Origin of the sequence: Pseudovibrio sp. Tun.PSC04-5.I4 (assembly GCF_900104145.1) — a bacterium.
Taxonomy (GTDB): Bacteria; Pseudomonadota; Alphaproteobacteria; order Rhizobiales; family Stappiaceae; genus Pseudovibrio.
Genome location: NZ_FNLB01000006.1, coordinates 889,442 through 901,320, shown reverse-complemented (window position 1 = coordinate 901,320; position 11,879 = coordinate 889,442). Strand labels below are relative to the sequence as shown.

Annotated in this window: 11 protein-coding genes; 4 read left to right on the top strand and 7 right to left on the bottom strand. The window is 49.4% G+C overall.

What is annotated here, in order from left to right:
• Positions 1-2 precede the first annotated feature (2 nt).
• From BLS62_RS09185 to BLS62_RS09170, 3 genes are all read left to right on the top strand, one after another.
• On the top strand, positions 3-821 hold the full coding sequence (locus tag BLS62_RS09185) for an adenosylcobinamide-GDP ribazoletransferase (RefSeq protein WP_093179691.1): 819 nt from the start codon (positions 3-5) through the stop codon (positions 819-821).
• Between the two features lie 127 nt (positions 822-948).
• Positions 949-2,121 carry an alpha/beta hydrolase gene (locus BLS62_RS09180; RefSeq protein ID WP_093179689.1) on the top strand — a complete coding sequence of 391 codons (1,173 nt, stop codon included), beginning with the start codon at positions 949-951 and terminating at the stop codon, positions 2,119-2,121.
• A gap of 246 nt (positions 2,122-2,367) precedes the next feature.
• On the top strand, positions 2,368-3,066 hold the full coding sequence (locus BLS62_RS09170; RefSeq protein ID WP_093179683.1) for a retropepsin-like aspartic protease family protein: 699 nt from the start codon (positions 2,368-2,370) through the stop codon (positions 3,064-3,066).
• A 73-nt stretch (positions 3,067-3,139) separates the two neighbouring features.
• Here the strand turns inward: BLS62_RS09170 and BLS62_RS09165 are convergent, their stop codons facing one another.
• The 7 genes from BLS62_RS09165 to BLS62_RS09130 form a co-directional block, all read right to left on the bottom strand.
• On the bottom strand, positions 3,140-3,961 hold the full coding sequence (locus tag BLS62_RS09165; protein WP_093179681.1) for a sulfite exporter TauE/SafE family protein: 822 nt from the start codon (positions 3,959-3,961) through the stop codon (positions 3,140-3,142).
• A gap of 29 nt (positions 3,962-3,990) precedes the next feature.
• The gene (gene dusA, locus BLS62_RS09160) at positions 3,991-5,037 is read right to left on the bottom strand and encodes a tRNA dihydrouridine(20/20a) synthase DusA (RefSeq protein WP_093179678.1); all 1,047 of its coding nucleotides are present in this window, start codon (positions 5,035-5,037) and stop codon (positions 3,991-3,993) included.
• Positions 5,038-5,761: 724 nt separating this feature from the next.
• A complete protein-coding gene (gene dpaL, locus BLS62_RS09150; RefSeq protein WP_093179673.1) occupies positions 5,762-6,943 on the bottom strand; it encodes a diaminopropionate ammonia-lyase in 1,182 nt (393 codons plus the stop codon).
• A 99-nt stretch (positions 6,944-7,042) separates the two neighbouring features.
• Positions 7,043-7,426, bottom strand: coding sequence for a RidA family protein (locus BLS62_RS09145; RefSeq protein ID WP_093179670.1), 384 nt, complete (start codon positions 7,424-7,426; stop codon positions 7,043-7,045).
• Positions 7,427-7,432: 6 nt separating this feature from the next.
• Positions 7,433-8,131 carry a helix-turn-helix transcriptional regulator gene (locus BLS62_RS09140; protein ID WP_093179668.1) on the bottom strand — a complete coding sequence of 233 codons (699 nt, stop codon included), beginning with the start codon at positions 8,129-8,131 and terminating at the stop codon, positions 7,433-7,435.
• Positions 8,132-8,415: 284 nt separating this feature from the next.
• Complete coding sequence (locus tag BLS62_RS09135; RefSeq protein WP_093179665.1) at positions 8,416-9,834, bottom strand: alanine/glycine:cation symporter family protein; 1,419 nt, start codon at positions 9,832-9,834, stop codon at positions 8,416-8,418.
• 32 nt (positions 9,835-9,866) lie between these two features.
• Positions 9,867-11,039 carry an amidohydrolase gene (locus tag BLS62_RS09130; RefSeq protein ID WP_244283569.1) on the bottom strand — a complete coding sequence of 391 codons (1,173 nt, stop codon included), beginning with the start codon at positions 11,037-11,039 and terminating at the stop codon, positions 9,867-9,869.
• Between the two features lie 565 nt (positions 11,040-11,604).
• On the opposite strand from BLS62_RS09130, the gene BLS62_RS09125 reads away from it, so the two are divergent.
• A complete protein-coding gene (locus BLS62_RS09125; RefSeq protein WP_093179663.1) occupies positions 11,605-11,841 on the top strand; it encodes a hypothetical protein in 237 nt (78 codons plus the stop codon).
• Positions 11,842-11,879: the final 38 nt, after the last annotated feature.

The window sequence follows — 11,879 nt, the reverse complement described above, 5'->3', positions numbered from 1 at the left end:
CCATGTTAGATGCTCATCGCCACGAAGATTCTGCACCAGAACCAACCGGTATTCTTGCCGAGGTTGCCGGATTGGTTCGCTTTCTCTCACGCATCCCTCTTCCTCAAATGGGGCGCGATGACCAGTTGGACAAAGCTCCAGATTTTCGACTGAGCGCTCGCAGCATTCCTTTGGCTGGCGTGATCATTTCACTGCCAAGTCTCTTCGTACTTGTTGCCCTGTCGCCCTCAGCTTTGCCTTCCTCCGTCGTGGCATTGCTTGCTGTGGCAACATCTGCCGCCGTGCAAGGCTGTTTGCACGAGGATGGTTTTGCTGATGTGTTTGACGGTTTTTTTGGTGGGCACACCGCCGAGCGGCGCCTTGAGATTATGAAGGACAGCCGCATTGGTGCTTTTGGCGCAAGTGCGCTCATCCTCTCTCTCAGCTTGCGTTGGGTGTTGCTGGCAAGCTTGCTGGACCGGTTTGGCGGTGTTGGCGCGGCGTTTGGTTTCCTTGCCGCAGAAACTGCTGGACGGCTTTGCATGGTGTGGGTCTGGCATCTGATGCCTGCTGCCTATCAGGGCGGGCTTTCCAGCCGGTTTGGGGCCCCGCAAAACATCGCTGCCTATTGGGCTACCTGCTTTGCGCTCCCTCTCATTGCCTTCAGTCTGACTGCTTTGGGATTTTGGCAAATGGTTATGGGGTGTGTGGTCAGTGCAGTTTTAGTGTGGGGTCTTTCTGCTGTTGCATGGCAGAAGATCAAGGGTATTACCGGTGATGTTTTGGGCAGTGCGCAACAAGTCGGCTCTATCGGCTTTTTGTTGGGCGCGCTCGCCCTTTAGAGCCAATGTTTTTTGCAAGTCCTGATACGGCAACCCTTTACTAGCATTTTAGCTTTATTCTCTTCTCATTGTTTGCGTACAAACCTGCTGCATTATCTTTCGAGATCCGTTTGCATTTGGAGAACACATGGGGCTGACTTTGCGCGTATCGCATTCCACATTGAAGGCACTGGTTTTTGTTGTCTTAGCCAGTTTTGGTCTGGTCGGGTGCGCGTCTCGCCCTGGGCCAGATGCGCTTCAGGTCTCGCTGCAAGAGGCCTCCGGGACAAGTGAGATACGTATTCTCATTGCGACCACTCGAGCTCGTGCAGATAGCCCCCACGCGCTGTATACATCAAAGAGATCTGAAGAAATTGACTTTGGAGCTGCCACAATTTCCATTCCTCCTTCTCATAAGCCGGGTTTGATCGAATGGCCGTCCCCTCCTCCTGGAAATCCTGAGAGTGACTTTGTTGTGCGAAAGGCCAGCTACATCGATGGGTCTACTGCATTCAGGCAGGAGATCAATCAGGAGCTTGCACGCCGATCCCCCAAAGACCGCAATGCCATGCTGTTCATTCATGGCTATAACACGCGATTTTCCGAGGGTGTTTTTCGTCTCGCTCAGATAGCGTCAGATAGTAAGCAAAAAGGCCTGCCGGTTTTGTTTACATGGGCTTCGGCGGGTAATCTGACTGACTACATTTATGACACCAACAGCGTGACCCTTGCGCGGGATGCACTGGAAGAAACATTGCTGACGCTTTCCCGGTCCAACGCGACCCGGGTTACTGTTGTTGCTCACTCTCTTGGCAATTCGCTGCTTTTGGAAACTCTGCGCCAGATGGAGCACAAGGGCACCGGTATTTTGAAGAACAAGAAAATTACCGTGGTGATGGCGTCTCCAGACATTGATATTGATGTCTTCAAAAAATCAATTATAGGTCTGGGCTACCGCGCAAATCCAATTTTCGCCATTGTCTCCCGAGATGATCGTGCGCTTCGAATCTCCCGGCGCCTTGCGGGTGGAAAAGAGCGTGTTGGCGGCATTGAAAACGACCGGACCCTCTCAGATCTTGGCATTGTCGTTGTTGACCTGACAGACGTTGAAAGTCAGGATAGCTCTAACCATATTAAGTTTGCACAAATCGTCCAGTTTGGACCTCAGCTGCAACAGGCGTTGGAACAGGGACAAAGCCAGCAAAACAAACAAGGCATTGGCGGGCGACTGACCAATGCAGGCCGCAGCTTCACCGGATTTTTGAGCGATACAGCCAAGATCGTGATTACAACTCCAGGAGCAAGGGCCGCTCCAAGATAATCCAATTTAAGATAGTATTTGATACTGCAAGGATGTAAATTTGTCAGGTCAGCCAGAACCACCCGTCAGCCCCTGTTTAAAACAATGTAAGCTGGATGACGCTCAGAGGATATGTGTGAGTTGCTGGCGGTCGCTGGAAGAAATTACGGGCTGGAGCCAAATGTCTACACAGGTGCAGCACAGCGTTTTAGCTGCGTTGCCCGCGCGAAAAGTGGCCTTTTGCGCCTTGGATGAGGAGAGCACTTTATGCGCTGGACAATAGGTTTTGTCATTCTCATTGGAGCTATGATGCTTGGTGTAACAACCGGATATCTTGGCACGCCTGATTTTCTGGGTGATAAATTCCAGGAGGATGGACCGCGCATTGTAGCCCTTGCAGCGATGGGTATTGTGATTGCTATGGGCGTTTTCATCCGCCGTCCTGCACTCAAACAAGTGTTCAGCGCTGTTATGTTTTGGGGCGGACTAGGCCTGCTCCTGATCATCGGCTATTCGTTCCGCTATGAGCTGATGACTGTGCGCGACCGGGTGATGTCTGAACTCCTCCCCGGCTCTGTCACGCAATCACCAGATGGTGAGGTCTTGATCTCCCGAGGCATCGGCAATCAATTTGTCATTGAAGTGCAGGTTGACGGTGTTGGTGTTGATATGCTGGTTGATACAGGCGCCTCACATATTACTCTGTCTTACCGAGATGCGAAACGAGTGGGGCTTGATCCTGCAGACCTGACTTTTAGCACGCCGGTCTCTACAGCCAACGGCATGGGGTTTGTGGCGCGTGTACGGCTGGATGATATGCGGCTCGGCTCCTGGAAGCTGCAAGACCTGCCCGCCTTTGTGGCGCAGGAAGACATGCTCTCCACCAGTCTGCTGGGAATGAGTGCGCTCAATACTTTTGCCAGCTGGCGCGTAGAAGGCAACCAGCTGGTACTGAATCCGCGCTAAAAGAGATTGCCGTTAATTTGTAAGCCGCTGGACAGAGATGCTCAGCGGCTTTTATTGATTGGAGTTCCTGCGTTTACAGCAGGCTATAGGCGAAGCGTGCGCAGACGATCAGCAGAAAGACACCGAAGCCGACCTCCAGCTTTCTCTTTGGCAGTTTGTGCGCAAAATGAGCGCCATATGGAGCCATAAAGACAGTGATTGGGATAATCAGCGCAACGCCCAGCAGGTTGACATAGCCGACGGAGAATGGCGGCAGGTCCGGCACGCCCCAACCCGCTGCAATCATGCCGAAAACTGCGGGTATGGAAATAAGAATGCCCACGCCAGAAGATGTTGCCACGGCCTGATGGATCGGACGGCCAAACAGGGTCATGAATGTGTTGTTCATAACGCCCCCGCCAATTCCCATGAGGGTGGAGAAGAACCCGATCAAAACGCCGATGAGCGCGCGCGTTGGGTTTCCCGGGATGTCTTTGCCCAGCTTCCAGCTTTCGCGATTGAACAGCATCCGCATGGCAACCACAAACGCGATGAATGTGAAGATGCCCTTGAGCGTATCACCGGAAACCAAAGCAGCAACGTAGGAGGCCAGAAAAACACCGATGGGCACCGGTATGATCCAGCTCTTCAGCAACGCCATATCAACGGCGCCCTTCTTTTTATGGGCGAAAAACGAACGCAAAGACGTAGGAACAATCACACCAAGGGATGTTGCCACGGACACATGGACCACCACATCCGGGTCCACACCAATGGCAGTTACGATGGTGACCAGAATGGGAACGAGGATCGCACCGCCCCCGATGCCAAATAACCCAGCCAGAAACCCTGCCAGCGCTCCAGATGCAATCAATGCAGCTGCGAACCCCAGCATAGACGTTGAAATAAAGTCCATGCTGCCCCCTCCTCAATTCCAAAGATAAATTAGGTTAGCGCACCCTCTTGCTGCTCTCGTGCAGCCAGCATGACGCTTTGATGATGTGATACGGCGGCAAGTGCTTCCTCCAGCACTTCAATGCCAGCGCCTGCCTTATTGGCTTCCACCGTCATAATACGGCGGAAATGACGGGCACCGGGAACGCCTTGGTATGTTCCCAAAATATGGCGCGTAATAGACGCCAGTCTTGTTCCAGCTGTCAGTTCGTCCTCTATGTAAGCACGGTAGGCCGCCATAGCTTCAACCGGAGTCAGTGCAATTTTGTCTTGGCCATAAACAACTCGGTCTATTTCTGCCAGCAGCATCGGGTTTTGATAGGCCGCGCGGCCCATCATAACGCCGTCCAGCTTTTCCAGATGCGTGGCAGTTTCTTCCAGTGTGGCAACGCCGCCATTGACGCCAATGAAGACATTCGGCAGACGCTCTTTCAAGCGGTACACCAGCTCATAATCCAGTGGCGGCACATCACGGTTTTCTTTTGGGCTGAGGCCTTTCAGCCATGCTTTACGGGCGTGGACCCAAAGCGCATCGGTCCCTGCTGCAATGACGTTATCCGCCAATGCATTGAGCGCCTCTTCAGGGTCCTGATCATCCACACCAATACGGCATTTGGTGGTGACCGGGATGGAGACGACATCCTTCATGGCAGCGATACACTCAGCAACGAGCTTTGGCTCAAGCATGAGACATGCACCAAATTTGCCAGACTGAACACGGTCTGACGGGCAGCCAACGTTGAGATTGACCTCGTCATAGCCCCAGTCCTCAACCATCTTGGCGCACTCGGCTAGCAGTTTGGGATCAGATCCGCCCAGCTGACAGGCAACCGGCTGCTCCTGCTTTGAGAACCGCAGATGTCGTTCCTTGTCGCCATGGATTAAGGCGCCAGTGGTGACCATCTCGGTATACAGCAAAGACTTGTCTGAGAGCATTCGATGATACGCCCGGCAATGCCGATCCGTCCAATCAAGCATCGGTGCGACTGCAAACACCGACTGATTGATATCATAGAGTTTTTTAGTTGTTTCAGTCATTTAACATTCCTAAGACCCTGCTCAAGTCGTACCGTTATCGGCTCATTCTTGACTATCACAGCCCTTGTGGTACGAATAATTCGTACTGAAAAAAGGCAATTCGTACCGATGGGCACCATAGTCTCAAGACCACGCAAAGACGGCAGCACCTCACATTGCGCACAGATACTAATCAAGCGTAAGGGTAAAATCGTCCACCGAGAGAGTAAGGTCTTTTCCCGCAAGCGGGCAGCCCAAACATGGCTCAACAAACGAGAAACCGAATTATCGCTTCCAGAGGGGCTAGAACGCGCCCAAAAACCCTCGAAGACTCTAGGGGACGTAATAAAGCGATATATCGAAGATCACAACAAAAACATTGGACGTACAAAATCCCAAGTTCTGGAGACCATCCGAGAGCAACATGCGATCGCAGAACTGAGTAGGTGACGGCGGCATTCTTCACCAGATCGGAAAAGTCCCTTGGCCTTCGAACGAAAGGCTGCCTAAAGCCCGGAACGCAAGCGTGGCAAGACCAGGAAGCACCTCCGAGGTCATAGTCCTGGGTACTGTTCGACTACGCGACGCTAACCTCCAAACATATATTATTTCCTATTTGGCGTTTTTTCGGCAGCAAACATAGTGCGCTTGGGACTGTGGAGTGTTTCGGTTTTCCAAGAAGTAAAATTTACTAAAAAAAAAGCAGAGCCGAGGCCCTGCTTTGAGGTGTTTAGTGTCTCTGGGATTAAAGAGGTAAAGCGCCTTCCCAGACGATTTTTCTGTAGCGCTCAGGGTTGGTATCCCCCTCAGTATTAAAAATCAGAACCACGGACTCTTTGCTAAGGTCCATTTCCTTGGCAATCTCTGCAAACTCTTCTTTAGACTTCAGCGCATACAGCAGCCCAATGTTGAGGGCGCCGGATTCGCCACCAGTGATCGCAGCATCACCGTGGAGCGGGTTGCCAAGAATGCGCATACCGGTTGCTGCAACATTATCAGTTGCTGAAGCAAAGTGGTCACCGCAATCTCTCAGGATTGGCCATGTGATTGGGTTTGGCTCACCACAGGCAAGACCAGCCATAATGGAGGAGAGATCTCCCTCAACAGACGTCATTTCACCAGTTTCACTGGAAACAGAACGGTAAAGACAATCAGCAGTGCGCGGTTCGCTGATTATAGAGGTAAATTTGTCCGAGCCATAAGCATCTGCAAGGTAGCCCAATACACCGCCAGCCATAGCACCAACGCCGGCCTGCAACATCACATGGGTCGGCACGGAAACATCCAGCTTGGCAAGTTGGTCGGCTGCTTCACCAGCCATGGTCATGTAGCCCTGAGAAATCCAGGTTGGAATTTCCTCATACCCATCCCAAGCCGTATCCTGCACAAGCTCCCATCCGTTTTCCTCTGCCGTTTTGTTGGCAATACGAACGGTGTTATCGTAATTCACTGCAGTCACAATGCAGTCTGCACCCAAACCGCGAATGCGCTCCACAGCCGCCTGAGGCGACCCCTTCGGCATGTAAACAACAGCTTTTTGACCCATAGCACGCGCCGCCCAAGCAACACCGGTACCGTGGTTGCCTGCTGTCGCAGTTGCGAAGACCATCGGCTTTTCGAATTTCTCGGAGACAGTCTTCAGGTCAATCTCGCAGATATCCAGATCCAGCTTTTTGGCGAGCAAACGTCCAAGCGCATAGGAGCCGCCAAGGACTTTGAACGCGTTCAGGCCAAAACGGTAGGATTCATCCTTGACATAAATACCCTTCACGCCCAGAGCAGCTGCCAAAGCCGGCAAGCTCGTCAAAGGGGTCGGCTCATAGCCTTCAATCTGGCTATGGAACTTGCGCGCATTCTGGGCAATTTCAGCGGTAAATAGGGGGCTGGTTTCACCCGTACGGAAACGGTTGCTACGCGATTTAAGCATCTTGGTCTCTTCAACGGCTTTTGTGTGGGTGGGGGGATGCCGCAGTCATCAGGCAAGGGAGGATACCCTCAGACCGCGGCAAATACAGTGCAAGGCTGATTATTTGATGTAAGCGATTGCTTCAACTTCAACCAAAGCATCTTTCGGCAAGCGGCCTGCCTGAATGCAAGAGCGTGCTGGAGCTGATTGTGTACCGAAGACTTCGGTGTAAACGTCGTTGAAGGCAGCAAAGTCTTCCATTTTTGCAAGGAAGCATGTTGTTTTCACAACGCTATCAATGCCAGCACCAGCCGCTTCCAATACAGCTTTCAGGTTTGCCAGAGACATCTTAGCCTGTTCGGTGATGCCACCTTCTGGAAACGCCATTGTTGCAGGATCCAGCGGCAGCTGACCGGATGTGAAAACTAAATTTTCCAGGATAGTGCCCTGAGAATAAGGTCCGATGGCAGCAGGTGCATTTTCAGTTTGGATTACTTTTTTCATTTTTACTTACTCTTTATTGGTGAGCTGTGGTTTGGATTCTCGGATGTACTTGTAGATCGCATGACGCGTAATCCCGAGGTTTTCGGCAACAAGTACAGTCGCTTCTTTAAATTCGAAAATATCTTGTTCAAGAAGCAGTTTTGTAATGGCTTTGTTTTTGGCTTTCTGCGTCACAGACGGATCGGCGGCAACATCCTTGGCCGCTTGCTCCAGTGCGCCCAAAATGACTTCGGTCGCATTCGGACTGAAACGTTCCGGCGTAATTTTAGCTGCAACTTCAGCTGCGTCTGGAGAAAATGTCTTGATGATTTCCGAGAAGGGCAGCGACAAATTGATGTTTAGGCAAAACAGCCCAATGGGCTTACCGGAGGTGCCCAAAATAACAGTCGTTGCAGACTTAAGCAGCTGACCATCCGCATTGTGCGTGAAGTAGGCCTTAGGCGTCAGATTGCCGGTTTCCTGATAGATACGCAGCATCCGCAGCCCCATATCTGTAATAGGAGACCCCACCTGCCTGCCGGTCATATGCCCGTTGACGATCTTCGCAACAGACGTCTCAAAGTTCTTAAGAGAATGGACCACAACCTCACAGTGAGGACCGATTAGGTCCGCTACTGTTTCCGCAATACGAAAGTAATTTGCCAGACGATCATCATCGTCTTCAAAGAGACCTTCTACGGTTGTGAGATCTTTAAGGTCGAACATGTCACTCTCTCTCAGTTCCTTCTAGGACCTGCGTTTATCCAAGAAATAATTAGTATTGTTGAATTCAAATTTTATAATACAAAGTTCATTTTTGTAATTACGAAATATGCAAATCATCACTTATTCTGGCCAGATTGAAATATCTGAAATACTATTCATGGCACCATTCGATCTCAAAATCTAATTTAGTTAACCAAAATTTTTGTGGCTGGATGAAATCTTTGTAGGGATGTGGCTAGTAGATCATCAAAGGCAGAGCCCCGGGAGAACCCGGGGCTCTCTTTTTAGGAGGCTTGTACCGAAGGTTTACTTTCGATATCAGAACCGGATAGTTCTACTTTCGTAATATCGATGTTGTAATCCCATTCAGGTAGTTCAACACCATTTTTCTTCTGACGGTCGTAGTTTGCTACAACGTATTTCACGTATTTAAGCAAGAAGACAAGTGCGACAACGTTGAAGAACACCATGAATGCTGAAGCAAAATCGATTAGATCCCACAAAGCAGACACAGGGATGAGCGTACTAATGATAATTAGTCCACACGCTAGTATGCGATATCCAGTTACGATGAATTTTTTATTAGAGAACCACTGAAGGTTAACCTCACCGTAGTAAATATCAGCAAGCAGTGTTGTGAAACTGAACAAGAAAATTGCTGCGAACACTACAAACTTGCCAAAGTCGCCAAACGCAATGTCAAATGTCTTCTGAGTAAGAAGAATACCTGATTCACCTGAATCCAGAGCGCCTGTGATCAGGATTGTGAATGCAGTACATGTACATACGATAATGGTTGTAAAGAATACGCCCAGCATTGCAGACATGCCCTGGTTTACAGGGTGCTTAACTTGTGCAGTTGCGTGCATGCTTGGTGCTGTACCGTTACCAGCATCATTGGAAAACAGACCGCGAGCAATACCATAGCGGAATGCCAATACGATTGTAGAACCTGTAACACCACCTGCAGCAGCGTCAAAGTTAAACGCCTGTTCGATAATCAGGAAGAATACATCGTCGATCATCGTAAAGTTGGACAAAATGATGAACAATGTCAACAAGATGTAGATTGCCGCCATTGCGGGAACAAGGTAAGTTGCCACATCTGCAAGACGCTTGATACCACCGAAGGTTACTGCAGCAACAAGTCCACAGAGGATAACACCGCCAGTAATTGGGTTAATGTCCATAACACCAGTTGCAGCGAGTGCAATTGAGTTACCCTGGATCATTACATAGAAAACACCAATACCGATGATGATACTAGCTGAGAAACACATAGCTAGTATCTTGTTATTCATGCCGTAAGACATGTAATAGGCTGGACCGCCACGGTATGTTCCATCTCCGTTGCTCTTACGGAACAGCTGAGCAAGGATGGCTTCACAGAAAGCAACGCCCATACCCAGGATGGCAGTCATCCACATCCAGAAGATCGCGCCTGGCCCACCAGAAGCCAGAGCTGCAGCTACGCCCACGAGGCTGCCTGTACCGACCTGGCCACCTAATGCTGCACAAAGCGCAGAGAAGCCAGAAACGCCACCATCAGACTTGCGTCCGTCTTTAAGGTTGCGAATGAGACTGCTAAAATAGCGAACCTGTGGTAGCTGTAATTTAATTGCAAAGTAGATTCCGGAGCCCAGCAGCACAGATGCAACTAAGTAACCCCAAAAAATTGAGTTAAGCCATTGGATGATTTCCATGGTATATTCCAGTATATCCAGTAAATTTTTGTTTATTTTGTTAAGCGTTGTTCGGCTAGCTCTACCCAGTAGCTAGCACCAACTTGCAGAGCCTGATCGTTAAAGTCGTATTCTGGATTATGCAGCATGTTTGCATACTGGCCCTCAGTGCCATTTCCAATAAATACATAACAACCCGGCGCCTGTCTCTGCAGGTGTGCAAAGTCTTCAGAAAAGCTCTTCGGCGCACAGTTAGTTTCAACATTCTCAGCACCAACAGTCGCAATCGCTGCTGCTGTAGCTACTTTGGTCTGTTCTTCCGCGTTGAAAGTAACGAGGAACTCAGTCGATGTTTTAACTTCACCAACCGCATTCGATGCTGCGCAAATGCCGGTAGCTAATTCTTCCATACGCCTTTTTACAAGCGCCACGTTTTCATCACTAAACGTGCGGTAATCGCCCTTAATGGAGATGTTTGTTGGTACGACGTTACGTGCACCATCAGTGATGACTTCAGTAACAGAGACAACAACCGCATCTAGAGGGTCAACAGAGCGCGAAACTATCGTTTGCAAACTTTGTATGACTTGAGCTGCGATCACCACAGGGTCGTTTATGCGGTGAGGTGAAGAGGCGTGACCACCTTTGCCCACAATATTGATCTCAAATAAAGTCTCACTTGCCATTGTCCCGCCCTGGCGAAGCGTAATTTTCCCTAGGCCGAGACCTGGCACGTTGTGCATGCCGTAAATTTCTTGAGCGGGGAAACGTTCAAACAGACCATCCTTGATCATGCATAAAGCGCCTTTGCCATACTCTTCATCTGGTTGGAAAATGAAGTATACGGTTCCGTCAAAATCACCATGCTTCGCCAGGTGTTGAGCTGCACCCAGAAGCATTGCAGTATGGCCGTCATGACCACACCCGTGCATTTTGGAGTCAACACAAGAACGATGCTCGAACTGGTTCATTTCCTGGATTGGCAGGGCATCTAAATCAGCGCGCAAGGCAATTGATTTCTCGCTGTCACCTTTTTTCAGGACTCCGACTACGCCGCTAACACCAACTTTTGTGTGTACTTCAATACCCCAACCAGCAAGTAGACCGGCAACATAATGAGCTGTTTTGTGTACATCAAACCCTGTTTCAGGATTTCGATGAATATGGTGCCTCCAAGCAACCATACCCTCCTTGGTTTCATCTGTTATTTTTGACAAATTCTCCAACTCCCTAGTTATCCCGATCAGAGTGACTGCCCCTGGTTATGCCCGAGCCATCTGCGAAAACATTTTATCAATTTCGTTAGTTTCGTTTAACATCTTGAACTATAAATGGTCAACTTTATATAACTTAAATAAACATAAATAAGTTCAAAATATGTAATGAAACGTACGCTGATTGTAAAATAGAGGGATTATTCGCAAATTTGGTTATATATATTTGACTTTTTGCCGTCTTCTCAACTCAAAATACCTACGCACATAAATGAAAACACCTAGTTGTTGGGCAAGCTGATCCTCTTGCACAGACCTTGGTATTGAAGTTCGATAAAACGCTGCAAACAGGAGAAACTCCTAATAATTAGGTGTAATTAATCTCACACATGTGCATTAGGAACTTTTTTCATACTCTCAGTTATCGATGAGGATAAGAGGCAAAATAGGCTGATGATGCTGAAAGCCAATGCGGGGAAAGCCTTCTCACCAACACGAGATTGTGGGGTGAGTGTGAAGGCTCTCTCTGATAGCTTTGGGTGTAAATATCCAACCATGCGAATAAGGCCCGTGATCTATGGATAGCAGCAAGACACAACCGGCTTCTTCCGGTCCAGCTTTTAAAGAAATCCTCATTATTGGTGTACGGCTGGTGCTGGCACTAGTTCTTATGGTTTTTAGTGCTTCCGCGTTCTACGAGGCCGCCCTTGCTCTTTATAAGCTGGATCTGTTTCGAATGATCGGCGCCTACTTCCTCTTCTTCTGCTCATATGGGTTAGGTCCGATGTTTTGGCCCTTTGGCAGTGATCACTAGATCGTTTCCAGTTTCAGCCTTTCTCGGTTTTGGTGTGC